Annotated in this window: 25 protein-coding genes, 2 tRNA genes and 1 other annotated feature; of the genes, 15 read left to right on the forward strand and 12 right to left on the reverse strand. The window is 52.9% G+C overall.

Translation table 11 applies throughout. The features are described from left to right. Positions 1-4 precede the first annotated feature (4 nt). From gndA to ugd, 4 genes are all read left to right on the forward strand, one after another. Complete coding sequence (gene gndA, locus O1722_RS08215) at positions 5-1,411, forward strand: NADP-dependent phosphogluconate dehydrogenase (protein ID WP_032671723.1); 1,407 nt, start codon at positions 5-7, stop codon at positions 1,409-1,411. 110 nt (positions 1,412-1,521) lie between these two features. Next, complete coding sequence (locus tag O1722_RS08220) at positions 1,522-2,826, forward strand: flippase (protein WP_033487307.1); 1,305 nt, start codon at positions 1,522-1,524, stop codon at positions 2,824-2,826. Further along, positions 2,816-3,274, forward strand: a complete 459-nt coding sequence (locus O1722_RS08225) for a serine acetyltransferase (protein ID WP_080296614.1) — start codon at positions 2,816-2,818, stop codon at positions 3,272-3,274. Before O1722_RS08220 ends, O1722_RS08225 begins: the two co-directional genes overlap by 11 nt. A 104-nt stretch (positions 3,275-3,378) precedes the next feature. Further along, positions 3,379-4,545 carry a UDP-glucose 6-dehydrogenase gene (gene ugd / locus O1722_RS08230; protein ID WP_033487468.1) on the forward strand — a complete coding sequence of 389 codons (1,167 nt, stop codon included), beginning with the start codon at positions 3,379-3,381 and terminating at the stop codon, positions 4,543-4,545. 49 nt (positions 4,546-4,594) lie between these two features. Here ugd and O1722_RS08235 read toward each other — a convergent pair whose 3' ends face one another. Then, on the reverse strand, positions 4,595-5,599 hold the full coding sequence (locus tag O1722_RS08235; RefSeq protein WP_033487306.1) for an NAD-dependent epimerase: 1,005 nt from the start codon (positions 5,597-5,599) through the stop codon (positions 4,595-4,597). A gap of 195 nt (positions 5,600-5,794) precedes the next feature. Between O1722_RS08235 and wzzB the strand changes: the two genes are divergently transcribed. Further along, entirely contained in the window at positions 5,795-6,775 is a 981-nt protein-coding gene (gene wzzB, locus O1722_RS08240; protein ID WP_032671718.1) for an LPS O-antigen chain length determinant protein WzzB, read from the forward strand. Positions 6,776-6,814: 39 nt separating this feature from the next. On the opposite strand, the gene hisIE is transcribed toward wzzB, so the two are convergent. From hisIE to hisL, 9 genes are all read right to left on the reverse strand, one after another. After that, positions 6,815-7,426 carry a bifunctional phosphoribosyl-AMP cyclohydrolase/phosphoribosyl-ATP diphosphatase HisIE gene (gene hisIE, locus O1722_RS08245; RefSeq protein ID WP_023314451.1) on the reverse strand — a complete coding sequence of 204 codons (612 nt, stop codon included), beginning with the start codon at positions 7,424-7,426 and terminating at the stop codon, positions 6,815-6,817. Continuing rightward, a complete protein-coding gene (gene hisF / locus O1722_RS08250) occupies positions 7,420-8,196 on the reverse strand; it encodes an imidazole glycerol phosphate synthase subunit HisF (RefSeq protein WP_003859481.1) in 777 nt (258 codons plus the stop codon). The genes hisIE and hisF overlap by 7 nt, the downstream gene beginning before the upstream one ends. Further along, positions 8,178-8,915, reverse strand: coding sequence for a 1-(5-phosphoribosyl)-5-[(5-phosphoribosylamino)methylideneamino]imidazole-4-carboxamide isomerase (hisA, locus tag O1722_RS08255; protein ID WP_033487305.1), 738 nt, complete (start codon positions 8,913-8,915; stop codon positions 8,178-8,180). The genes hisF and hisA overlap by 19 nt, the downstream gene beginning before the upstream one ends. After that, complete coding sequence (gene hisH, locus O1722_RS08260) at positions 8,915-9,505, reverse strand: imidazole glycerol phosphate synthase subunit HisH (protein ID WP_015572396.1); 591 nt, start codon at positions 9,503-9,505, stop codon at positions 8,915-8,917. Before hisH ends, hisA begins: the two co-directional genes overlap by 1 nt. Continuing rightward, entirely contained in the window at positions 9,505-10,572 is a 1,068-nt protein-coding gene (gene hisB / locus O1722_RS08265) for a bifunctional histidinol-phosphatase/imidazoleglycerol-phosphate dehydratase HisB (protein WP_033487304.1), read from the reverse strand. The genes hisH and hisB overlap by 1 nt, the downstream gene beginning before the upstream one ends. After that, a complete protein-coding gene (gene hisC / locus O1722_RS08270) occupies positions 10,569-11,630 on the reverse strand; it encodes a histidinol-phosphate transaminase (RefSeq protein ID WP_033487303.1) in 1,062 nt (353 codons plus the stop codon). The genes hisB and hisC overlap by 4 nt, the downstream gene beginning before the upstream one ends. Next, positions 11,627-12,931, reverse strand: coding sequence for a histidinol dehydrogenase (hisD, locus tag O1722_RS08275; RefSeq protein ID WP_033487302.1), 1,305 nt, complete (start codon positions 12,929-12,931; stop codon positions 11,627-11,629). Before hisD ends, hisC begins: the two co-directional genes overlap by 4 nt. 5 nt (positions 12,932-12,936) lie before the next feature. Beyond that, entirely contained in the window at positions 12,937-13,836 is a 900-nt protein-coding gene (hisG, locus tag O1722_RS08280) for an ATP phosphoribosyltransferase (protein ID WP_000886595.1), read from the reverse strand. A 45-nt stretch (positions 13,837-13,881) separates the two neighbouring features. Further along, positions 13,882-14,005, reverse strand: a sequence feature (His leader region). Further along, the gene (hisL, locus tag O1722_RS08285; protein WP_099516347.1) at positions 13,981-14,031 is read right to left on the reverse strand and encodes a his operon leader peptide; all 51 of its coding nucleotides are present in this window, start codon (positions 14,029-14,031) and stop codon (positions 13,981-13,983) included. (Overlaps the previous feature by 25 nt.) 172 nt (positions 14,032-14,203) lie before the next feature. Here hisL and O1722_RS08290 point away from each other — a divergent pair, with 172 nt between their 5' ends. The 4 genes from O1722_RS08290 to O1722_RS08305 all read left to right on the forward strand — a co-directional run bounded on the left by O1722_RS08290 (position 14,204) and on the right by O1722_RS08305 (position 17,629). Next, positions 14,204-15,028: an SDR family oxidoreductase gene (locus tag O1722_RS08290; protein WP_017383300.1), complete on the forward strand. Its 825-nt coding sequence runs from the start codon at positions 14,204-14,206 to the stop codon at positions 15,026-15,028. 41 nt (positions 15,029-15,069) lie between these two features. Continuing rightward, positions 15,070-15,999 (forward strand): LysR substrate-binding domain-containing protein, encoded by a 930-nt coding sequence (locus O1722_RS08295; RefSeq protein WP_015572401.1) that lies wholly within the window; start codon positions 15,070-15,072, stop codon positions 15,997-15,999. Positions 16,000-16,218: 219 nt separating this feature from the next. Continuing rightward, positions 16,219-16,281 (forward strand): membrane protein YoeI, encoded by a 63-nt coding sequence (gene yoeI, locus O1722_RS08300; protein WP_099458931.1) that lies wholly within the window; start codon positions 16,219-16,221, stop codon positions 16,279-16,281. Next, positions 16,271-17,629: an APC family permease gene (locus O1722_RS08305; RefSeq protein WP_006811203.1), complete on the forward strand. Its 1,359-nt coding sequence runs from the start codon at positions 16,271-16,273 to the stop codon at positions 17,627-17,629. The genes yoeI and O1722_RS08305 overlap by 11 nt, the downstream gene beginning before the upstream one ends. A 121-nt stretch (positions 17,630-17,750) precedes the next feature. On the opposite strand, the gene sbcB is transcribed toward O1722_RS08305, so the two are convergent. Continuing rightward, positions 17,751-19,187 (reverse strand): exodeoxyribonuclease I, encoded by a 1,437-nt coding sequence (sbcB, locus tag O1722_RS08310; protein WP_370532110.1) that lies wholly within the window; start codon positions 19,185-19,187, stop codon positions 17,751-17,753. A gap of 191 nt (positions 19,188-19,378) precedes the next feature. Between sbcB and dacD the strand changes: the two genes are divergently transcribed. The 4 genes from dacD (at position 19,379) to O1722_RS08330 (ending at position 22,776) form a co-directional block, all read left to right on the forward strand. Then, the gene (dacD, locus tag O1722_RS08315) at positions 19,379-20,551 is read left to right on the forward strand and encodes a serine-type D-Ala-D-Ala carboxypeptidase DacD (RefSeq protein ID WP_047740833.1); all 1,173 of its coding nucleotides are present in this window, start codon (positions 19,379-19,381) and stop codon (positions 20,549-20,551) included. A 118-nt stretch (positions 20,552-20,669) separates the two neighbouring features. Continuing rightward, complete coding sequence (sbmC, locus tag O1722_RS08320; RefSeq protein WP_032671710.1) at positions 20,670-21,143, forward strand: DNA gyrase inhibitor SbmC; 474 nt, start codon at positions 20,670-20,672, stop codon at positions 21,141-21,143. A 91-nt stretch (positions 21,144-21,234) separates the two neighbouring features. Next, positions 21,235-22,293, forward strand: a complete 1,059-nt coding sequence (locus tag O1722_RS08325; RefSeq protein ID WP_033487301.1) for an FUSC family protein — start codon at positions 21,235-21,237, stop codon at positions 22,291-22,293. A gap of 147 nt (positions 22,294-22,440) precedes the next feature. Then, positions 22,441-22,776: a DUF496 family protein gene (locus O1722_RS08330; protein WP_000450410.1), complete on the forward strand. Its 336-nt coding sequence runs from the start codon at positions 22,441-22,443 to the stop codon at positions 22,774-22,776. A 146-nt stretch (positions 22,777-22,922) separates the two neighbouring features. Here O1722_RS08330 and O1722_RS08335 read toward each other — a convergent pair. Continuing rightward, a tRNA-Asn gene (locus O1722_RS08335) sits at positions 22,923-22,998 on the reverse strand. A gap of 226 nt (positions 22,999-23,224) precedes the next feature. Between O1722_RS08335 and emmdR the strand changes: the two genes are divergently transcribed. Together emmdR and O1722_RS08345 are read left to right on the forward strand one after the other, a co-directional pair. After that, positions 23,225-24,643, forward strand: a complete 1,419-nt coding sequence (gene emmdR / locus O1722_RS08340; protein ID WP_023294986.1) for a multidrug efflux MATE transporter EmmdR — start codon at positions 23,225-23,227, stop codon at positions 24,641-24,643. 103 nt (positions 24,644-24,746) lie between these two features. Continuing rightward, a tRNA-Asn gene (locus O1722_RS08345) sits at positions 24,747-24,822 on the forward strand. The last annotated feature ends 77 nt before the right edge of the window (positions 24,823-24,899 follow it).

The raw sequence follows: 24,899 nt of genomic DNA on the forward strand, positions 1-24,899 counted from the left end.
TGTAATGTCCAAGCAACAGATCGGCGTTGTCGGTATGGCAGTGATGGGGCGCAACCTGGCGCTCAACATCGAAAGCCGTGGTTATACCGTCTCCGTTTTCAACCGCTCCCGTGATAAGACCGAAGAAGTCATCGCTGAGAATCCAGGCAAAAAACTGGTTCCTTTCTATACGGTTAAAGAGTTCGTTGAGTCTCTGGAAACACCTCGTCGTATCCTGTTAATGGTGAAAGCGGGCGCAGGTACCGATGCAGCTATCGATTCACTGAAACCGTATCTGGATAAAGGCGACATCATTATCGATGGCGGCAACACCTTCTTCCAGGACACCATTCGTCGTAACCGTGAACTGTCTGCTGAAGGCTTCAACTTCATTGGTACCGGCGTATCCGGCGGTGAAGAAGGCGCTCTGAAAGGTCCATCCATCATGCCTGGCGGTCAGAAAGAAGCGTATGAACTGGTTGCGCCAATTCTGACCAAAATCGCTGCGGTTGCGGAAGATGGTGAGCCGTGTGTGACTTATATCGGTCCTGATGGCGCTGGTCATTACGTGAAAATGGTTCACAACGGCATTGAATATGGCGACATGCAGCTGATTGCTGAAGCCTACTCTCTGCTGAAAGGCGGCCTGAGCCTCTCCAACGAGGAGCTCGCAGAGACCTTCACCGAGTGGAACAAAGGCGAGCTGAACAGCTATCTGATCGACATCACCAAAGATATCTTCACCAAGAAGGATGAAGAGGGTAAATACCTGGTTGATGTGATTCTGGATGAAGCTGCGAACAAAGGTACCGGTAAATGGACCAGCCAGAGCTCTCTGGATCTGGGTGAGCCACTGTCCCTGATCACCGAATCCGTATTTGCACGTTATATCTCTTCTCTGAAAGAGCAACGCGTCGCGGCATCTAAAGTGCTGTCTGGTCCACAGGCTAAACCAGCCGGCGACAAAGCTGAGTTCGTTGAGAAAGTCCGTCGCGCGCTGTATCTGGGTAAAATCGTCTCTTACGCGCAGGGCTTCTCTCAGCTGCGCGCGGCATCTGACGAGAACAACTGGGATCTGAACTACGGTGAGATTGCGAAGATCTTCCGTGCCGGCTGTATCATTCGCGCTCAGTTCCTGCAAAAAATCACCGATGCCTATGCTGAAAACGCGGGTATCGCAAACCTTCTGCTGGCACCTTACTTCAAACAAATTGCTGACGAATATCAGCAGGCGCTGCGTGATGTTGTTGCGTACGCGGTGCAGAATGGTATCCCGGTTCCGACCTTCTCTGCTGCGGTGGCGTATTATGACAGCTATCGTGCTGCCGTTCTGCCAGCGAACCTGATTCAGGCACAGCGTGACTACTTCGGTGCGCATACCTATAAGCGTACCGATAAAGAAGGTGTGTTCCACACCGAATGGCTGGATTGATATATTGAACTATAAGCCTGAACTAGTTCAGGCTTATTTATTTCTTTAATTCCCTCCTTGAAATTAAAAAACCATGGTTGAAAGTATGGATAATTATTCCGAGATTATGTATGTCTGACTACATCAAAAATGCAGGTTGGATTTTTGCTGAGAAATTTGTACGAATCATTGTTGGGTTTATTCTCTTTGCTCTAATTTCACGGGTGTTAGGTCCTACTGAATTTGGTTTTTTATCTTACTATCAAACCATTGCCACAATGTTATTAGCGATAACAAGTCTTGGATTTGATAATGTCTTGATAAATAAGTTTCACCAACGAAAAGATCATGATGTGATTTTTTCAACAGCATTTTGGTCGAGAATTGGCTGTTCGATTTTAATTATTGCTATTTTCTTTGTTGGATTGTGTTTTGAAACAAGTTCATTGCAAAATAAGTTTGTGCTTATGGCTTGTTTGGTAAGTTTAGTTTTTCAAACGCAAAATACCTATTTTTCGTATTATCAGTCACAACTTAAAGCAGCCATAATTACAAAAGTTAGCCTTATATCACTAATTGTTTCTTCCTTAGTTAAAATTTTTTTACTTTATAAGGGTGCAGATGTTTTATGGTTTGCTGCATCATATAGCTTTGATTTTTTCGTATCGTTTATCTTCATAATTCTACTAAGCAATAGAAAGCAGTATATTAGTGTTAATATATCCCATTTTAACATTAAAATGCTAAAGAATTTATTAAGAGAATCATGGCCAATCATCGCATCTTCTATAATTATTGTTCTTTACACTCGATTAGATCAAATTATGATAATGAAGATGTTAGGTGCTGATTCTGTCGCTCTATTTAGCGTTGCTATAAGGATTGCTGAAGCTTACATTTTTATACCGGCTGCACTAGTTACATCTTATTATCCCCTTATCTCACGAAAAACAACTAAAAATAATGTGCTGTTTTATTTTGATGTGGTTTATTTTAGCGCATTTTTCATGGCGTTATTGGTTGCTATTTCAGCATATTATCTAATACCTTTAATGTTTGGTATGCACTACCTTGACTCCTATTATGTTATGTTGATTCTTTTGTTAGGTACAACATTTGCAGTTTTTGGCTCTGCATGCACTAATTTGATGATTATTTATGGTTTGACATATCTTCGCTTGGTTCGAGCTATATTTGGATTGTTAATTAACTTTAGCTTAAATATTATTTTAATCCCACACTTTGGTATTATTGGTGCGGCTTTCTCTTCTTTGATAAGCCAACTGTTTGCAGCTTGGATTAGTAATGCATTCAATAAAAAAACTTTTGAATGTTTTAGATGGCAAACGACTACTGTTTTGACATTTGGTATTCCTGGCACTGTTAAGTTATTTAACATGCTTAGAGAGAAGGAGACAACTGAAAATGACATCTAAAAAAGGTTTCTTTACCAGAGCTTTTAACTTTTTCAAAAGAAAGTTTTTTAGTACAATGGAATTGTTTTACAGTTACAAATTTTATCGAAGTTTGAAGTTGCCAATGGTGAATCATTTAACCATTGGTATAGATGTATTAGGAAAGAAAAATACTTTTTTACCTCATCCTTTAGGGATCGTAATTGGGAAAAATGTTAAAATAGGCAGCGACTGCACAATTTATCAAAATGTGACCATAGGTGTAAGTAATAACAAGAATGAAGATTATCCAGTAATCGGTGATAATGTTATCATATATGCTAACGCCGTAATTATTGGGAAGGTTATTATAGAGAATGATGCGGTAATAGGGGCTGGTTGCATCGTTACCAAAAATGTGCCTGCAAATAAAATCGCCGTAGGTTCACCAATGCGGTTACTCGACAAAAAATGTGGTGTGGACTATTAGGAACGTTATGGGTTATTTCTTATAAATGATACTGCTCATTGACATTTATCATCCCTATTAGATATCTTTTTGGTTTAATTAACTTAATTTTTGAGTTCAATGTTATGAAAGTAACCATCTCCGGAACAGGCTATGTTGGTCTCTCAAACGGTATTCTGATTGCACAAAACCATGAAGTGGTTGCGCTGGATATCGTGCAGGCAAAAGTGGACCTGCTTAACCAGAAGAAGTCCCCGATCGTCGATAAAGAGATTGAAGAATACCTCGCGACCAAACCGCTGAACTTCCGCGCTACCACGGACAAAGAAGATGCTTACCGCGATGCGGATTTCGTCATCATCGCCACGCCAACCGACTACGATCCTAAAACCAACTACTTCAATACCTCTACCGTTGAAGCGGTGATTAAAGACGTTACGGCAATCAACCCGAACGCAGTGATGATCATCAAGTCGACAATTCCAGTGGGTTTCACCAAATCGATTAAAGAAGAGTTGGGTATTGATAATGTCTTCTTCTCGCCGGAATTTCTCCGCGAGGGCAGGGCGTTATACGATAACCTGCACCCATCCCGTATCGTGATTGGCGAGCGTTCCGAGCGTGCGGAGCGTTTTGCTGCACTGCTTCAGGAAGGCGCAATCAAAAAAGACATTCCGGTGCTGTTCACCGATTCCACAGAAGCTGAGGCCATTAAGCTTTTCGCCAATACCTATCTGGCGATGCGTGTGGCTTACTTCAACGAACTTGACAGCTATGCCGAAAGCTTAGGTCTGAACACCCGTCAGATCATCGAGGGCGTGTGTCTTGACCCGCGTATCGGTAACCATTACAACAATCCGTCCTTCGGTTACGGTGGTTACTGCCTGCCAAAAGACACCAAGCAGCTGCTGGCAAACTATCAGGCAGTGCCGAACAACCTGATTTCCGCCATTGTGGATGCCAACCGCACGCGTAAGGACTTCATCTCAGATTCCATTCTGGCGCGTCAGCCGAAAGTGGTGGGCGTGTATCGCCTGATCATGAAGAGCGGTTCCGATAACTTCCGCGCTTCTTCCATTCAGGGGATCATGAAGCGTATTAAGGCGAAGGGCGTACAGGTCATTATTTATGAACCGGCCATGCAGGAAGACGAGTTCTTCCACTCTCGCGTCATTCGCGATCTGGATGCATTCAAGAAAGAAGCGGATGTAATTATCTCCAACCGTATGGCGGAAGAGCTGGCGGACGTGAAAGATAAAGTCTATACCCGCGATTTGTTCGGCAGCGACTGATTAATATCGTGATATAAAAAAACCCGGCGCTCTGCCGGGTTTTTTGTTTTTAAACGTTATAGAAGTTGCGGTACCAGTCGACGAAGTTTTTCACGCCTTCTTTGACTGAGGTTTGTGGTTTAAACCCAATAACGTCATATAGCGCTTTGGTGTCCGCACTGGTCTCCAGCACGTCACCCGGCTGGATCGGCATCATATTTTTTACCGCTTCCTTGCCCAGCGCCTCTTCAAGTGCGGTAATGTAATCCATCAGTTCGACAGGTGAACTGTTACCGATGTTATACACGCGATACGGGGCAGAACTGGTTGCTGGCGAACCGGTTTCGACTGTCCAGTCGGTATCGGCCTGAGGAATGACGTCTTGTAGGCGAATAATCGCCTCCGCAATATCATCAATATAGGTGAAGTCGCGCTTCATCTTGCCGTAGTTGTATACGTCGATGCTGTTGCCTTCAATCATGGCTTTGGTGAATTTAAACAGCGCCATGTCCGGGCGTCCCCACGGGCCATAGACGGTAAAGAAGCGCAGGCCAGTGGTCGGCAGGTTATACAGATGCGAATAGGTATGCGACATCAGCTCATTGGCTTTTTTGGTTGCGGCATACAGGGATACCGGATGGTCTACGGAGTCGTCAGTAGAAAACGGCATCTTACGGTTGAGGCCGTAGACAGAACTTGATGACGCATACAGGAGATGCTGAACCTTGTTGTGGCGACAGCCTTCCAGCACGTTCAGGTGACCTACCAGGTTAGCATCTGCGTAGGCATGCGGGTTTTCCAGCGAGTAACGCACGCCCGCCTGGGCGGCAAGATGGATCACGCGGTCAAATTTTTCATTGGCGAAGAGCGCGGCCATGCCCTCGCGGTCCGCTAAGTCCAGCTTGTGGAAGGTGAAACTCTCGGATTTGAGCAGTTCGAGGCGAGCGAGCTTGAGGTTAGGATCATAGTAATCATTCAGATTATCAAGCCCAACAACTTCATGCCCTGCATCAAGCAGGCGCTTGCTGACATGAGAACCGATAAAGCCCGCCGCGCCCGTTACCAGAAATTTCATAGCTTCCCCTCATATAATCTGTATTCTTGTTGATGCCAGTGGGCATCAAAGTCCATCTATGATAACGCGTTGGGCTCGACATACATAACCCATCTTTCCGATATAACTCATCGGATTCTTATAGAAAATTCCGCAGCAACAGATACACTATGGAAACAAGATTATTTTTGCCCTTTTTCATCTGTTAGGGATTGTATGACGCAAAACAACAATAACCTGGTCACACGCAACAATGACCCGGAGCAAATTGATTTACTGGATTTAGTGCTACAGCTGTGGCGTGGTAAGTGGGTAATTGGAGCATTCGTTGCTGCTTTTATCGTTCTCGCAGTTGTTTACATCACTGTCGCTAAAGAGAAATGGACATCATCCGCCATTATAGCCCAGCCTGATGCGGCACAAATCGCCACCTATTCAACTGCATTGAATATCCTCTATGGCGGTGCTGCACCTTCCATGCTCGATATTCAGAATCGTGCTATTGGGCGCTTCAATTCCTCTTTCTCAGCATTAGCGCAAGCGCTGGATAATCAGGAAGACCCTGAGAAATTGACTATTGAGCCTACAGTAAAAGGACAGAGTGCACCTTTAACTGTAAGTTATCAGGGTGAATCTGCTGAAGCAGCACAAAAACAACTAGCTCAGTACATCCAACAGGTTGACGAACAGACGGCAAAAGAACTGACGCTGGACCTCAGAGACAACCTAAAGCAGCAGATTACAACGCTGAATGACTCCCTCTTGAACCAAGAGAAGGTCGCGCAGGAGCAAAAAGATCTGCGTATCAAGCAAATTTCTGAGGCGCTTAAGAACGCTGAAGCCGCGAAAATTAGCACACCGCAGCTCCAGCAAACGCAGGATGTTACTCAAGAAACCATGTTCCTGCTGGGCACCGTAGCGCTCAAATCAATGGTTGATAACGAAGCTTCACGTCCACTGGTATTTCCTGGTTCTTACTACCAGACCAAAAAGACTTTATTGGATATCGAGAATCTCAATGTTAATCCAGATACCATTCATGTGTATCGCTATGTTATGAAGCCTGATCTGCCTATTCGCCGCGACAGCCCTAAAAAGGCCATTACCCTCATCCTTGCCGTTCTCCTCGGCGGGATCATCGGTTCTGCTGTCGTCCTCGGCCGTAACGCGCTGAGAAACTACAAGCCAAGAGCCTGATTTACACACAAAAAAAGACCGGGTCTCCCCGGTCTTTTTTTATTTATGTCGTTTCCGCAAATTCTCAATCACCGTCGTTAAATCCAGCTCCTGATCCTGAAGCAGCACCAGCAGGTGATACATTAAATCCGACGCTTCGTTCGTCAGCTCCTCACGGTCATGCACGGTGGCCGCCAGCGCCGTTTCAACGCCTTCCTCGCCTACCTTCTGCGCAATCCGTTTGGTGCCGCTGGCGTACAGCTTCGCCGTGTATGAGCTCTCAGGATCCGCTGATTTACGCTCTGCCAGCAGCTGTTCCAGCTGATAGAGGAACAGCCACTGGTGGCTCGTCTCGCCGAAGCAGCTGCTGGTGCCTTTGTGACAGGTCGGCCCAATCGGGTTGACCAGCACCAGCAGGGTGTCGTTGTCGCAGTCTGGCGTAATGCTGACCACATTCAGGAAGTGACCCGAGGTTTCCCCTTTCGTCCACAGGCGCTGTTTGGTGCGCGAGAAAAACGTCACCTTGCCGCTGTCGAGTGTTTTTGCCAGTGCCTCCTGGTTCATGTATCCCAGCATCAGCACTTCGCCTGAAACGGCATGCTGTACAACCACCGGCAGTAATCCGTCAGTTTTTTCCCAGTCCAGCTGCGCCTGTTGTTGCTCTGTTAACATACCCTGATCTCCACGCCCTGGTCGGCCAGGTACGTTTTTAACTCACCAATATTGATAATCTGTTTGTGGAACACGGAAGCGGCCAGCGCGCCGTCTACGTTCGCATCGCGGAAGGCTTCAAGGAAGTGTTCCATGGTGCCTGCGCCGCCGGAGGCAATCAGCGGAACCTGGCACACCGCGCGCACTTTTTTCAGCTGCTCGAGGTCGTAACCGTTGCGTACGCCGTCCTGGTTCATCATGTTCAGCACGATTTCACCTGCACCGCGTTTTTGTACTTCCTGCACCCAGTCCAGCGTCTCCCATTGGGTGACGCGCGTGCGGCTTTCATCGCCGGTGTACTGGTTAACGTGATATTTGCCCGTCGCGGTATCAAACCAGGTGTCGATCCCCACGACAATGCACTGCACGCCAAAGCGGTCCGCCAGACGCGTAATCAGCTCCGGATCTGCAAGCGCAGGGGAGTTAATCGAAATTTTGTCCGCACCGAAAGAGAGAATTTTCGCCGCATCGTCAGCAGATTTAATCCCGCCCGCAACGCAGAAGGGAATATCAATCACCTCTGCCACGCGCGCCACCCAGCTTTTATCCACCACGCGGCCATCGCTGGAGGCGGTGATATCGTAAAATACCAGTTCGTCTGCGCCTTCTTCGGCATAGCGTTTTGCCAGCGGAACGATGTCGCCAATGATCTCGTGGTTGCGGAACTGCACGCCTTTTACAACCTGACCATCACGCACGTCCAGGCAGGGAATTATCCGTTTTGCCAGCATTGAATCGCCTCCTTCACCGTAAATTTGCCTTCCAGCAGCGCGCGACCCACGATCACGCCACGTACACCGGTTCCGCGCAGAGCGGTGATATCCGCCAGGTCGCCGATACCGCCAGAGGACTGAAACGCCACCTGCGGATAACGCGCGCAAACCTCTTCATACAGCGAGACGTTAGAGCCTGCGAGCGTACCATCGCGTGAAATATCCGTGCACAGGACGTGCTTCAGCCCTACGGGGAGATACATCCCGACCAGCTCTTCCAGCGTTACGCCGGAGTTTTCCTGCCAGCCGCTGACCGCGACCTGCTTGTTACCCTGCGCGTCAATGCGCACATCCAGCGCCAGCACCAGCGCATCCGCACCGAAGCGGCGGAACCAGCCCTTGACACTCTCAGGATCTTTCACAGCGGTCGAACCCACTACCACGCGCGCCACGCCCGCGTCCAGTAAGGCGGCAACATCGGCTTCCGTACGCACGCCGCCGCCCACCTGCACCGGGACGTCCACGCCAGCCACCAGTGTTTTAAGCAGTGGGATCTGGCGTTTGGCCGGATCTTTCGCGCCGGTCAGATCGACCAGGTGCAATACCTCAGCGCCCTCGGCGGCGTAAGCCTGTAACCGCGGCAGCGGGTCGTTGCCGTAGTCGCGCTGCTGCCCGTAATCGCCCTGGTGGAGACGAACAACCGTGCCGTCAATTAAATCTAAAGCGGGAATTATCATCACATCTCCAGGAAATTTTTCAGCAGTTGCGCACCGGCGGCGCCGGAGCGTTCCGGGTGAAACTGCACGCCGTAAAAGTTATCTTTCTGCACGGCGGCGGTGAACGCCTCGCCGTAATTGCACTGGGCGATGGTGTAGGCATTCACGGGCATGGCGTAGCTGTGGACGAAATAGAAGTACGCGCCGTCTTCAATACCCTGGAACAGCCTGTTGCCCGCCTTCGGATAAACGCGGTTCCAGCCCATGTGCGGCAGCGGCAGGCCGTGGTCGGTCATTTTCGGCACGTCTTCTTCAATAATGCCCAGCAGATCAACGCCGTTGCTCTCTTCGCTGCGGCGGCCAAGCAGCTGCATGCCGAGGCAAATGCCCAGCACCGGCTGAGTACAGGCTTTGATGAGATCTACCAGCTCGCGCTCATGGATCTGATCCATCGCCGCCTGGGCGGTGCCAACGCCCGGCAGAAAGAGTTTATCCGCACGCAGCACCACGTCCGGGTCGCGGCTCACCACCGGCTCGTAGCCGTGGCGCATAATCGCCGACTGTACGGAGTTCAGGTTGGCGCATCCGGTATCCAGAATCACCACGTTCATTACAGCACTCCTTTCGACGAGGGCAGGGCGTCACCTTCCACGCGGATCGCCTGGCGCAGGGTACGGCCAAAGGCTTTGAACAGGCTCTCGACGCGGTGGTGATCGTTTTTGCCTTTGGTTTTCAGGTGCAGCGTCAGGCCCATGGTGTAAGAAAGCGAGCGGAAGAAGTGTTCCACCATCTCGGTGCTGAGATCGCCCACGCGCTGATAGGTAAAGTCGGCTTTGTATTCCAGGTGCGGACGCCCGGAGATATCCATCGCGCAGCGCGCCAGGCACTCGTCCATCGGCAGAACAAAGCCGAAGCGGTTGATGCCGCGCTTGTCGCCGAGCGCCAGCTTCAGGGCTTCGCCCAGCGCCAGGCCGGTATCTTCCACGGTGTGGTGATCGTCGATATACAGGTCGCCCTTAACGGTGATCTCCATACGGAAGCCGCCGTGAGTGGCGATTTGATCCAGCATGTGGTCAAAGAAACCGACGCCAGTGTGGATCTTGCTGCCGCCTTCGCGGTCGAGCCAGACCTTCACGTCGATCTGCGTCTCTTTGGTGTTGCGTTCAACGTGGGAATAGCGGTCGCGTCGGGTGAGCTGCTCGCCAATCATCTCCCAGTTTAGCGTGTCGCGGTTATAGCGCAGGCCCGCAATGCCCATGTTGTCCGCCAACGTGATATCCGTGACGCGATCGCCGATCACATAGCTGTTGGCTTTATCCAGCGCCTCTTCCGCCAGATAACGTTCAACAAGCTTCACTTTTGGCTTGCGGCAGTCGCACTCGTCGGCAGGCATATGCGGGCAGATCAGCACTTCGTCGAAGGCGATGCCCTGCGAGGTCAGCACCTGCATCATCAGGTTGTGCGGGCCGTCAAAGTCTCCCTGCGGGAAGCTGTCGGTGCCCAGACCGTCCTGGTTGGTGATCATCACCAGCTTATAGCCTGCTTTCTGAAGCTTCAGCAGCACCGGGATCACATCGGGTTCAAAGGCCAGCTTGTCGAAACGATCGACCTGAAAATCGCTGGGTGGCTCCGAGATGATGGTGCCGTCACGATCGATAAAGAGATACTTCTGACTCATACTTTCTCCGCTTTCAGGGCGTCAATCACGCGCTGGCTCTCTGCACGGGTGCCGACGGTAATACGCAGGCAGCCGCTCAGGGTAGGTTGTTTATTCTGGTCTCGTAAGATAATGCCCTGATCCCACAACGATTTAAATATCGCGCTTGAGGCGGTGAAGCGCACCAGGATGTAATTGGTTTCCGAGTCGAACACCTGCTCCACGCACGGAATCGTTTTAAGGGCATCGACAAGATACTGACGCTCTTCCAGGATCTGCGCCACACGCTCGCGCATCGCGCTGATGCCCTGCGGGGCCAGCGCCTGTGCCGCAATATCGGCAACCGGCGTTGAGAGCGGATACGGGGCAATCACTTTCAGCAGCAGGTCGATAACCGCTTTATTCGCCAGCGTAAATCCACAGCGAAGGCCGGCGAGGGCGAAGGCTTTGGAAAGGGTACGCAGCACAACGAGATGCGGATACTCCTCAAGCCAGCCTGTCAGCGTCGCCTGCGGGCAGAACTCAATGTAGGCTTCATCAGCGACGACCAGCGCCTTGCCGCGCGTCATCTCCAGCAGGGTGCGGATATCCTGCGGATGAATAATCTGCCCGGTGGGGTTGTTCGGGCAACAGACAAACACCACCTTCACGCCGTCAAGGTTATCGGCGATGCCCTGCAAATCCAGCTGCCAGTTGTCGAGCGCCTGCACGTTGCGGCAGGCTACGCCAAAGGTTTCGGCGCTGACGCTGTACATCCCGTAGGTAGGCTGGCAGTACATCACCGCGTCTTTACCCGGCTCACAGAAGGCGCGGATCAGCAGCTCAATCCCTTCATCAGCCCCACGGCTGACCAGCACCTGCTCAGGCTTCACGCCTGCATACTGCGCATAGTTCTCGATCACCGCTTTCGGCTGACACTCCGGGTAGCGGTTCAGCGTCTGCTGCGAGAGCTCAAAGGCCACCGCCGTGGGATATTCATTGGCATTCAGCCAGACGTCGCCGTTCCCGCCCAGACGACGCGCAGACTGATAGGGCGTCAGGCGACGGACATTTTCGCGGGCTAATTCTTCGATGTTCATGCTTGCTCCTTCAGGGCGGCAACGCGCAGCGTCACGGCATTTTTGTGGGCAGTCAGGCGCTCGGCGGCGGCCAGGGTTTCAATGGTCGACGCCAGCGAGGCAAATCCCTCGCGGGAGAGTTCCTGCACGGTCATGCGCTTCTGGAAATCCGCCAGCCCCAGGCTGGAGCAGGTTGAGGTATAGCCATACGTGGGCAGCACGTGGTTGGTGCCGGAGGCGTAATCCCCGGCGGATTCCGGTGACCAGTCCCCGAGGAACACCGAGCCTGCGCTGGTTATGCTGTCGACCAGTTCGCGCGCGTTGCGGGTTTGAATAATCAGGTGCTCAGGACCGTACTGGTTGGAGATGGCGATGCACTGGTCAAGATCGCGGGCCACAATCAGGCGGCTGGCGGATAGCGCCTGACGCGCCGTTTCCGCCCGCGGCAGGTCAGCCAGCTGACGCTCAACGGCGTCGCCCACGCGTTTTGCCATGTCGGCATCTGGCGTCAGTAAAATCACCTGCGAGTCAGGGCCGTGCTCGGCCTGCGAGAGCAGGTCAGAGGCCACGAAATCCGGTGTAGCGCCGCTGTCGGCAATCACCAGCACTTCAGACGGACCGGCAGGCATATCAATCGCCGCGCCGTCCAGACGCTGGCTGACCTGGCGCTTCGCCTCGGTCACGTAGGCATTGCCCGGGCCAAAGATTTTGTCGACCTTAGGAATGGATACTGTTCCGAACGCCAGGGCAGAAATCGCCTGCGCACCGCCCACTTTATAGATCGCCTGCACGCCGCACAGCTTCGCCGCGTACAGGATCTCATCGGCGATCGGTGGAGGAGAGCAGAGCACCACCTTCTGACAACCGGCAATACGTGCCGGGGTGGCCAGCATCAGGACGGTCGAAAACAGCGGGGCAGAGCCGCCGGGAATATAGAGGCCGACGGACGCCACCGGGCGCGTCACCTGCTGGCAGCGTACGCCGGGCAGGGTTTCCATATCCACCGCCTGCAATTTCTGCGCGGTGTGGAAGGTATCAATATTTTTCACCGCGACGGCCATCGCCTGTTTGATGTCATCACCCAGACGATTGCTGGCATCAATGATTTCCTGCTCGGTAACCTGTAACGCGTCGACCTCAGTTTTATCAAACTTCGCGCTGTACTCGCGCAGCGCATCGTCCCCGCGGGCTTTGATGTTATCGAGGATCTCCGCCACGGTGCGGGTGATGCTCTCCGAGGCGGAAATTGCCGGGCGCATCAGCAGCTCGCGCTGTTGCGCGTCGCTACAGGTATTCCAGTCGATGATTGTGTTAAAGCTCATGGTCGTTACTCCATCATCTTCTCAATTGGCAGCACCAGAATGGAGCTTGCGCCCAGCGCCTTAAGTTTTTCCATGGTTTCCCAGAACAGGGTTTCGCTGCTGACCATGTGCATCGCCACGCGCTGCTGGTCGCCCGCCAGCGGCAGAATGGTTGGACGCTCAGCGCCCGGCAGCAGGGCAATCACTTCGTCCAGGCGCTCGGTCGGCGCATGCATCATGATGTATTTGGATTCACGCGCCTGAATCACGCCCTGAATGCGAGTCAGCAGCTTGTCGATGAGCTGCTGTTTGGCGTCGGCCATCTCGCCGTCGCGCTGAATCAGGCAGGCTTTGGAGCGGTAGATCACCTCCACTTCGCGCAGGCCGTTCGCTTCGAGCGTGGCGCCGGTGGACACGAGGTCACAGATGGCATCGGCCAGGCCCGCACGCGGCGCCACTTCAACGGAGCCGTTCAGCAGACAGGATTTAAACTGCACGCCTTTTTGATCGAGGTAACGCTTCAGCAGGTGAGGGTAAGAGGTGGCGATACGTTTGCCGTTCAGCGCGGCCGGGCCGTCCCAGGCTTCATCGACCGGCGTAGCCAGCGACAGGCGGCAGCCGCCAAAGTCCAGACGACGCAGGGTAAAGTAGCGCGGATCTTCGCCCTGCGCGCGGCGGGTTAATAACTCTTCTTCCAGTACGTTTTCGCCGATGATGCCGAGATCAACGACGCCATCCATCACCAGGCCCGGGATATCGTCATCACGTACGCGCAGAATGTCGATCGGCATATTTTCAGCCAGGGCGATCAGGCGCTGGGTGTGCAGGTTGATTTTAATCCCGCAGCGGGCCAGCAGTTCGCGTGAATCGTCGCTTAAACGGCCTGATTTTTGAATAGCTATGCGTAAACGTGAGTTATCTAACATTCTGTGTTCCTCGTTAACCTGTTTTAACCTGTCTGAATGCGGTCCAAAAAAAAGCCCCCGGAAGAAGATCTTCCGGGGGCTTTTTCATGCGTTCATGCACCACTGGAAGATCCAAACGTCTTCCAGCACACATCGCCTGAAAGACTAGTCAGGATGATGGTGATGATGGTGGTTTTTAAAAGGAACGCGTGTCATATAAATTCTCGTTGAATGCTTATGCATTTGATGTCTTTTAACCTAAACCAGTTGTACGCCATAAAGCAAGGGCTTTTTTTGATCATTAATTCATTTCATATTGATGGTATGAATTGTGCGTTCCACCAGGCTGGCGTAGCCTTATAACAGGCATCGTTAAGCGGAGAATGTAATGAAAAAGGTCGCGATTGTCGGGTTAGGATGGTTAGGAATGCCACTGGCGATGTCATTAGCCGCGAAAGGCTGGCAGGTGACAGGGAGTAAGACCACCCGAGATGGGGTTGAAGCGGCACGCATGTGCGGCATTGATGGCGTCGAGCTGCGTCTCGAACCCGAGCTTATCTGCGATACCGACGAGCTGGATGAACTGATGAATGTGGACGCGCTGGTCATTACCTTACCGGCGCGGCGCAGCGGCCCGGGTGAGTCTTTTTACTTGCAGGCGGTGCAGGAGATCGTCGACAGCGCCCTGGCGCACCATATTCCGCGTATCATTTTCACCAGCTCCACCTCCGTCTATGGCGATATCGACGGTACGGCGAAAGAAAACACCGAGCGCCGTCCGGTGACCGCCAGCGGCCGGGTACTGAAAGAGCTGGAAGACTGGCTGCACAATCTGCCTGGCACGCAGGTGGATATCTTACGTCTGGCCGGGCTGGTGGGGCCGGGGCGTCATCCGGGGCGCTTCTTTGCCGGTAAATCCGCGCCGGATGGCCAGCACGGGGTTAATCTTGTGCATCTTGAGGATGTTATCGGCGCAATAGAACTGCTTTTGCAGGCTCCGAAAGGGGGGCACATCTATAATATATGTGCGCCTTCGCATCCGCCGCGCAGTACCTTTTATCCGCTGATGGCGCGCCAGCTGGGTCTGGCGCCGCCGGTATTCAGTGAGGCGCAGGGGGAACGCAAAGGCAAAATTATTGATGGCAATCGTATTTGCCATGAACTGGGATTTGAATATCAGTATCCCGATCCGCTGGTTATGCCCATGGAATAATTGCGCCGGCGGAGACAATCGCACACCGCAAGGGGGCGAAGATGAAACCGCTGCTGGATGTTCTTGTTATTCTGGATGCGCTGGAAAAAGAGGGGAGCTTTGCCGCCGCCTCGGCGAAGCTCTATAAAACCCCTTCGGCTCTGAGCTACACCGTGCAAAAGCTCGAGAGCGATCTTAATATCCAAATCCTTGACCGCACCGGGCATCGCGCGCGTTTCACCCGTACAGGGCAGATGCTGCTGGAAAAAGGGCGTGACGTGCTGCATACGGTTCGCGAGCTGGAAAAACAGGCCGTCAAACTTCACCAGGGTTGGGAAAATGAACTGGTGATTGGGGTTGATGATACTTTCCCTTTCTCCCTGCTTACTCCGCTTATTGAGGCGTTCTATCAGCGCCACAGCGTCACCCGGCTGGTTTTTATCAATGGCGTGCTGGGCGGTTCCTGGGAGGCCCTGACGCAGGGCAGGGCGGATATCATCGTTGGCGCGCTGCATGAGCCTCCCCAGTTGAGCGAATTTGGTTTTGCGCGGCTCGGCGTTCTGGAGCAGGTTTTTGCCGTTGCGCCTCATCACCCGCTGGCGAATGAACCGGAGCCTGTTACCCGACGCGTCATTAAAAACTATCGCGCCATTGTGGTTGGAGACAGTTCTCGCCCCGAATGCGGCATTTCATCGCAGCTGCTGGATGAGCAGGAGGCCATCACCGTTTTTGATTTTAAAACCAAACTGGAGCTGCAAATAAGCGGCCTGGGGTGCGGTTACCTTCCCCGTTATTTAGCGCAGCGGTTTATTGACAGCGGAGCGCTGGTTGAAAAACAAGTTTTAGCGCAAAGCAGTAACGAATCGGTATGGGTAGGCTGGAATGAACAGACCGCCGGGCTTGCCAGCGCCTGGTGGCGAGACGAAATTTTAGCAAATAGTGCTATCGCCACAGTTTACGCTCAGGCAGATGATGGGAAATCAATCAGTTAGTAAAATTAATTTATGGGCAGGTTTCTCAATGTATTGCCTTTTGTATCTGGAATAGGGCAAAATGCCGCCGCTGCAAACAAATGAATAATCGACGATATAAAAGGCGTCGGTTATTTTTTTTTGCATGTACGAAACGAAACTAAAAACCAAGAGGCCGGGCTTCGTACCGGATAGATATTTACTAAAATCCGACAGTTGTTGTCGCTGAGGAAGAAAGAAATGGGGCAATTTTTCGCTTACGTGGCGGTTATCACCGTAAAGGAGAATAACTATGTCGCATAACGCAACTCCAAACACCTCTCGCGTGGAATTACGTAAAACGCTTACGTTGATTCCGGTTGTTATGATGGGCCTTGCCTATATGCAACCGATGACGCTGTTCGATACATTCGGTATCGTATCAGGCCTTACTGACGGTCACGTTGCAACGGCGTACGCCTTTGCGCTGGTCGCCATCCTCTTTACAGCGCTGAGCTACGGTAAACTGGTTCGCCGTTTCCCGTCCGCAGGCTCTGCGTACACCTATGCTCAGAAATCCATTAGCCCGGCGGTTGGCTTTATGGTGGGCTGGTCATCACTGCTGGACTACCTGTTCATGCCGATGATCAACATTCTGCTGGCAAAAATTTACTTCGAAGCGCTGGTGCCTTCCGTGCCGTCGTGGATCTTCGTTGTGGCGCTGGTGGCCTTTATGACCATCTCTAACCTGCGCAGTATCAAGACCGTGGCTAACTTCAACACCCTGATTGTGATCCTTCAGATGGGGATTGTTGCGGTTATCGTTGGGCTGATCATCTACGGCGTTTCCCACGGTGAAGGCGCAGGTACGCTGACCAGCACCCGTCCGTTCTGGTCTGAAGGCGCGCACGTAGTGCCGATGATCACCGGTGCGACTATCCTGTGCTTCTCGTTCCTGGGCTTCGACGGTATCTCTTCTCTGTCTGAAGAGACCAAAGACGCTGAGCGCGTGATCCCGAAAGCGATTTTCCTGACCGCGCTGATTGGCGGCCTGATCTTCATCGGTGCGTCTTACTTCTTACAGCTGTACTTCCCGGATATCTCTCGCTTTAAAGATCCGGATGCATCACAGCCTGAAATTATGCTGTACGTGGCGGGTAAAACCTTCCAGTGGGGCGTGCTGATCTTCTCCAGCGTCACCGTACTGGCTTCCGGTATGGCTGCGCACGCGGGCGTTTCTCGTCTGATGTACGTGATGGGCCGTGACGGTGTGTTCCCAACCCGCTTCTTCGGTTACGTGCATCCTAAATGGCGTACCCCGGCGTGGAACGTGCTGCTGGTGGGCGCTATTGCCCTGCTGGCGATTAAATTCGACCTGGTAACGGCCACGGCGCTGATTAACTTTGGTGCGCTGGTGGCGTTCACCTTCGTTAACCTCTCCGTGATTTCGCAGTTCTGGATCCGTGAGAAGCGCAACAAGACGCTGAAGGACCACATCAACTATCTGGTGCTGCCAGTGTGTGGTGCCCTGACGGTGGGCGCCCTGTGGATCAACCTGGAAGAGAGCTCAATGGTTCTGGGTCTGATCTGGGGTGCAATCGGTCTGATTTACCTGGCTTGCGTGACCAGAAGCTTCCGCAACCCGGTTCCTCAGTACGAAGACGTCGCGTAAGACTGTGTCGGGTGACGGCTATGCTCAACCCGACCTACAGTTTCGTAGGCCGGGTAAGCGTTAGCGCCACCCGGCAAAAAAAAGCCGGAGACATCGCCTCCGGCTTTTTTGTACCCGCTATTCAGACAATCTCTTGCGCATACTGGAACAGCGCTTTCAGCAGCGCCTGCTTCTCAGCATTCCCTTCATACTGACCGTAAAGCATCTCCAGCTCCTGGGCGTAGCTATTAAGAAACTCCGGCGTAAACACGTTGCGCCGATGCTGTAACCAGCGTTCCTGCTCTGCTTCATCCAGCGTGCCGGGATAGTTGCGCGCGCGATAATTAAACATCAGCTTCTCAATGCGCTTATCTGCGAAGGTGATATCCAGCGCGGGCAGGTTACGCGGGTCGGTTTGCAGCACGATATTCATCGCCGCGCGATCGGCGTCGCTGAAGAAGCCGTTATAAAGCTGCGCATCCACATTCTCAGACGGCACGAACGGCTCTGCTTCGGCAAAAATGGCGACGACTTTCTCGCGCACATGCGGGTTGTCGCGCAGCACTTTCAGGTTATCGAGGCAGTGCTGACGGTTAATCCCCAGCCGGTCGGCGTCTTCCGGGCGCAGCGTGTTGGCCTGCGCCAGCACCGGGCACTTATTGATGTGCACCAGTTTTACCGGTATGGCTGGCAGGTCACCCAGCGCCTCTTTCGGCGTATAGAGCCGTTCACGTAAGGTGTCGCTGTCGAGCTCAAGCAGCGGGGAGATATCTCCGGCGAGATCCACCATGATGACGGCGTTACGGTTGTCCGGATGCCAGGCAAGCGGCGCCACCCAGCTTGTATTCCCGCGCCACGCACCGAACATCCCTGAAATATGCACCAGCGGTTTCATCTGCGGCACGTCAATTAGCGTCATCAGCTTTTGCTTGCTGCGATGGCTCAACAGATACTCAAACAGGCGCGGCTGCGCGGTTTTTACAAGTTTCGCCATAGCGATGGTCGCGTAAACGTCTGCCATCGCGTCGTGGGCGTTGCTGTGCTCAATGCCGTTGGCCCGCGTCAGGTGCTCGAGCCTGAAGCTCGGCAAGCCGTCGTCGTTCTCCGGCCAGTTAATCCCCTCCGGGCGCAGCGCATAGCAGGCGCGCATGATATCCAGCAAATCCCAGCGTGAATTACGGTTCTGCCAGCTCCAGGCATACGGATCGTAGAAGTTGCGGTAGAAGATATTGCGCGTCACTTCATCGTCAAAACGGATGTTGTTGTAACCCACCACGCAGGTATTGGGCACCGTGAACAGGTCGTGGATGCGACGGGCAAATTCTGCTTCGCTAACGCCTTTATCCCGCGCTTCCTGAGGCGTGATGCCCGTCACCATTACCGCGCCCGGCTGCGGCAGATAGTCATCGGCGGGCTTACAGTAAAACACCTCGGGTTCGCCGATGACGTTAAATTCGTCATCGGTACGGATAGCCGCAAACTGCGCCGGTCGGTCCAGCGCCGGATGGGTGCCAAAGGTTTCGTAATCGTGGAACAAAAAAGTCGGGCGCGCGGCAGAGTCAGACACCAGTAATCTCATCCTGTTAAAAATTGACGTCTCTATGGTAAACGATTGGGGTGAGCAGTCCGAATAAAAAGCACCGTCAGGCAAGAAATTTGCGAGATTTGTTCCGAAAAAATCTGCGTGCTGTCACATTTTTTTGCAATTAAGGCAGGTAACGACATCAGAACTCCCGTAAAAAGGTCATCGATTTTTACTGACCTGAGGATATACCGTTGAAACGCCGTCTGTTTATTGCTGTTTCTTTACTCGCTTCGAGTATTTCATCCGCGCTGGCTGCCGAGCCGCTGGATTTTTCACCTCAGCCGCCTGCCATCCAGGCTGGCTCCTGGGTATTGATGGATTACACCACGGGTCAAATCTTAACGGCGGGCAACGAACATCAGCAGCGTAATCCGGCGAGCCTGACCAAACTGATGACGGGGTACGTTGTCGATCGTGCTATTGATAGCCACCGCATCAGCCCCGATGACATTGTGACGGTCGGACGTGACGCCTGGGCAAAAGGCAATCCGGTCTTTGACGGTTCGTCGCTGATGTTTCTGAAGGAGGGCGATCGGGTTTCCGTGCGCGATCTCAGCCGCGGCCTGATTGTTGATTCCGGCAATGACGCCTGCGTGGCGCTGGCGGATCACGTGGCGGGCGGTCAGCCGCAGTTCGTCAGGATGATGAATGACTACGTTGAAAAGCTGAACCTGCGCGATACCCACTTCGAAACCGTACACGGGCTGGATGCACCGGGCCAGCACAGCTCCGCTTACGATCTCGCCGTGCTTTCCCGGGCCATCATTCACGGCGAGCCTGAGTTCTATCACATGTACAGCGAAAAGAGCCTGACCTGGAACGGCATCACCCAGCAGAACCGCAACGGCCTGCTGTGGGATAAGACCATGAACGTGGATGGCCTGAAAACGGGTCACACCTCGGGCGCGGGCTTTAACCTGATTGCCTCCGCGGTGGACGGTCAGCGTCGACTGATTGCGGTGGTGATGGGGGCAGACAGCCCGAAAGGACGTGAAGATCAGGCGCGCAAGCTGCTGCACTGGGGACAGCAAAATTTTGATACGGTGCAGATCCTGCATAACGGTAAAAAAGTGGGAACCGAGCGCATCTGGTACGGCGATAAAGAGCAGATCGCGCTGGGCACGGATCAGGACTTCTGGCTGGCATTACCCAAATCGGAAGTGCCAAACATCAAGGCGAAATACGTGATGGATAAAAAAGAGCTGGAAGCGCCGATCGCTGCGCATCAGCGGGTAGGGGAGATCCAGCTGTACGATCGTGACAAGGTGGTAGCGCACTGGCCATTGGTTACGCTGGAAAGCGTTGAAAAGGGCGGCCTTTTCTCCCGCCTCGGCGATTATCTGCATCATAAACTCTGACCTTTTTGGGCAGACTGGCAGTGTTGCGAGTCTGCTCACATAATAAACACTCCTGGTTTGCCGATAATCTCGATTCTGCTTTACAGTGTATATATATACAGTAATAAACGGAGGCAGCATGGACTACAGCATCAGGCAGCAACAGAAACGTACGATCGCTGGCTTTCATCTCGTGGGGCCGTGGGAAAAGACGGTCAAGCAGGGATTTGAACAGCTGGTCATGTGGGTAGACGGGCGTCATATTCAGCCGCAGGAGTGGGTGGCCGTTTATTATGACAATCCGGATGACGTGCCGGCAGAAAAGCTCCGCTGCGTTACCGCCGTAACGGTAGCGGACGATTTCACTATCCCTGAGAACAGCGAAGGGGTGATGATGACCGAAATTGCTGCCGGAGAGTATGCGATTGCCGCCGCGCGCGTCGAAAATCATGATTTCGCCACTCCATGGTATCAGTTCTTCAACTCCCTGCTGGAAGACAACAAATTCCAGATCGCGGCAAAACCCTGCTTCGAACGTTATCTTAACGATGGCAATGCTGACGGCTACTGGGATATTGAGATGTTTGTACCGGTAGAGCACAAAGTGGGATAATCCTGCGGAATGCAGGGTTTTTCAGCCGGGCGCGATCCACCCGGCTGAAAACACAGTACAATTGTGGTTTGCCGTAGAGCTGGAGACGGGTGTGCGCCCCGACAAGTCATTAACCCCTTTTGAAATTCGGTTATACAAACATTATCGCGTGGTGCACGGTTGCCGCATTGCGCTGGCGTTTGTGTTGACCTTCGTACTGGTTCGTCTGCTGGATATCCCGGAAGGGACGTGGCCGCTGATCACGCTGGTGGTGGTGATGGGGCCGATCTCATTCTGGGGGAACGTGGTCCCGCGCGCTTTCGAACGCATAGGCGGCACCGTTTTAGGCTCAGCGCTTGGGCTTATCGCCCTGAAGCTGGAGCTGATCTCGTTTCCGGTCATGTTGCTGTGGTGCGCGGTGGCGATGTTTCTTTGTGGATGGCTGGCCCTCGGCAAGAAACCGTATCAGGCGCTGCTGATTGGCATTACGCTCGCGGTTGTGGTCGGCGCACCGGCGGGCGATATGACCACCGCATTGTGGCGAAGCGGGGACGTGATCCTCGGCTCGTTGCTCGCCATGCTGTTTACCGGCATCTGGCCGCAGCGCGCCTTCCTGCACTGGCGCATTCAGATGGCAAACTACGTCACGGCATTTAACCGGGTCTACCAGGCCGGGTTTTCGCCGAATCTGATTGAGCGCCCGCGTCTGGAAAAGCACCTGCAAAAAATCCTCAATGATGTGGTCAAAATGCGCGGGTTGATTACCCCGGCAAGCAAAGAAACCCATATCCAGAAAGCCATTTTTGAAGCTATTCAGACGGTCAGCCGTAATCTGGTCTGTATGCTTGAACTGCAAATCAATGCCCACTGGGCCTCACGCCCCAGCCATCTTCTGATGCTCAACGCGCATACGCTGAAAGAGACGCAGCAGATGACGCAACAAACCCTGCTGACCATCGCCCATGCGCTCTACGAAGGTAACCCACAGCCGATACGGGCGAACAGCGAGCGGCTGAACGAAATCGTCACCGAGCTCAAACAGCTGATGAATGAGCGCCAGGGCGACAATGTGGCGGAAACGCCCATCCATGGTTATGTCTGGCTGAGTATGGAGCTGGCGCGACAGCTGGAGTTGTTATCGCAGCTGATTTGCCGGGCACTGCGCAAATAAAAAGCGTATGTGATGCCTGCTGCTTCGATTCAGCAACAATTAGGGTTATGATGGTTTTAAACGATATACTCATTGTCATTCGCAGCCGCTGTCTGTTAAAACGGTTGCTTTAACGAATCCGAATCTCACATTATCAGGGGTATAAAAATGGAAACTACCAAGCCTTCGTTCCAGGATGTTCTGGAGTTCGTCCGCCTGTTCCGCCGCAAAAACAAGCTACAGCGCGAAATCCAGGACGTAGAGAAGAAGATCCGTGACAACCAGAAACGTGTCCTGCTGCTGGACAACCTGAGCGACTACATCAAGCCTGGCATGAGCGTTGAAGCTATTCAGGGCATCATCGCCAGCATGAAGAGCGATTATGAAGATCGCGTTGATGACTACATCATCAAAAACGCTGAGCTGTCCAAAGAGCGTCGCGACATCTCCAAGAAGCTGAAAGTGATGGGCGAAATCAAAAACGTCGACGCTAAAGGCGAGTAATCGCACGCTCTGTTGCCCGGTGGCGCTGCGCTTACCGGGCCTACAGGACTGTTATTACGTAGGTCGGGTAAGGCGAAGCCGCCACCCGATAATTTCACGAACGCAGAAAAGCAAAAAGCCTGCTCTAAAAGCAGGCTTTTTAAATTTGGCTCCTCTGACTGGACTCGAACCAGTGACATACGGATTAACAGTCCGCCGTTCTACCGACTGAACTACAGAGGAATCGTTGTGGAGGCTTATCTTAGCGGCGAAAAAACTTTTGTCAAACCTGATCTCAGGCAAAAGCGTTTGTTTGATGATTCTGTCGTCATTTTGTTGTAAATCCAAACATAATTTTATGGAAAATACTTTGCAGGATACGCATTTCTGCCCCATCATTTGAAATGGAGTTTCAACTTTCTCGCTAAGGTCCATTTTGAACGTCACCGCACCCCTACGCCAGGCGATTATGCGCACGCCCTGGTATGCAAAACGTAAGAGCTATCGAGTTCTGTTCTGGCGTGAAATCACCCCCCTTGCCGTGCCTATTTTCCTGGAGAATACCTGCGTCCTGCTAATGGGGGTGCTGAGCACCTTTCTGGTGAGCTGGCTCGGTAAAGAAGCCATGGCCGGGGTAGGGCTGGCGGACAGTTTCAACATGGTTGTGATGTCCTTCTTTGCCGCTATCGATCTCGGTACGACGGTGGTGGTGGCGTTTAGCCTGGGCAAGCTCGATCCGAAGCGTGCCCGCGAAGCGGCCAGACAGTCCCTAATGATCATGACCCTCTTTTCGATCATCCTTGCGGCGGTTATCCATTATTACGGCAAAGAAATTATCGACATTGTCGCGGGAGAAGCGACCAGCGAGGTGAAGGATCTGGCTCTCACCTACCTGGAAATGACGGTGCTGAGTTATCCGGCGGCTGCCATCGCGCTGATTGGTAGCGGTGCGCTTCGTGGTGCAGGGAATACCAAAATTCCACTGCTGATCAACGGCGGCATGAACATCCTGAACATCATTATCAGCAGCGTTTTGATATACGGCGTCTTTTCCTGGGAGGGGCTGGGCTTTGTCGGCGCGGGTTTAGGGCTAACCATTTCCCGCTATATTGGTGCGGCGGCGATAATTGGCGTATTGATGGCGGGAATTACGCCATCGCTGCGTCTGACGCTGAAAAGCTATTTCCGTCCGCTTAACTTCGCCATTATCTGGGAAGTGATGGGGATCGGGATTCCGGCCAGCATCGAATCCGTGTTGTTTAACGGTGGGAAACTGCTGACGCAGATGTTTGTTGCCGGGATGGGAACAGACGTCATCGCCGGCAACTTTATTGCCTTCTCCATCGCCTCACTCATTAACCTGCCGGGAAACGCGCTGGGGTCGGCGTCGACGATCATCACCGGCAGACGTCTAGGAAAGGGGCAGATAGGGCAGGCGGAACGGCAACTTCGGCACGTCTTCTGGCTTTCAACTATTGGACTGACGGCGATTGCGTGGGGAACTGCGCCTTTTGCCGGGCTGATGGCCTCGTTCTATACGCATGAAAATGACGTGAAAGAGGTCGTGAAGGTGCTCATTTGGCTCAACGCGGCGTTTATGCCAATTTGGGCCGCGTCCTGGGTACTTCCTGCCGGGCTGAAAGGGGCGCGCGATGCCCGGTTTGCGATGTGGGTCTCCATGCTCGGCATGTGGGGCTGTCGCGTTGTGGCGGGCTACACGCTGGGGGTAATGTTGGGTATGGGCGTTGTCGGCGTCTGGCTGGGGATGTTCCTTGACTGGGCCGTGCGCGGGGCGCTGTTCTACTGGCGCATGGTGAGCGGGCGCTGGCTGTGGAAATATCCGCGAAAAAAACCGGAGCAGGAGGTTTCGGAAACGGCAAGTGCCTGACAAATGTGCGAAGTGGAGAATAAATCGGCAAACGATTGAAAATCTGCATTCACCCTTTGACATCCTCAGAGCGCATCGATAATATGCGCCCCGTTCACACGATTCCTCTGTAGTTCAGTCGGTAGAACGGCGGACTGTTAATCCGTATGTCACTGGTTCGAGTCCAGTCAGAGGAGCCAAATTTGAAAAGCCTGCTTTTAAAGCAGGCTTTTTGCTTTTCTGCGTTCGGTCAGTTTGTCGGGTGGCGCTCCGCTTA

It is taken from the genome of Enterobacter cloacae complex sp. HYC003_NIDB (assembly GCF_056673375.1).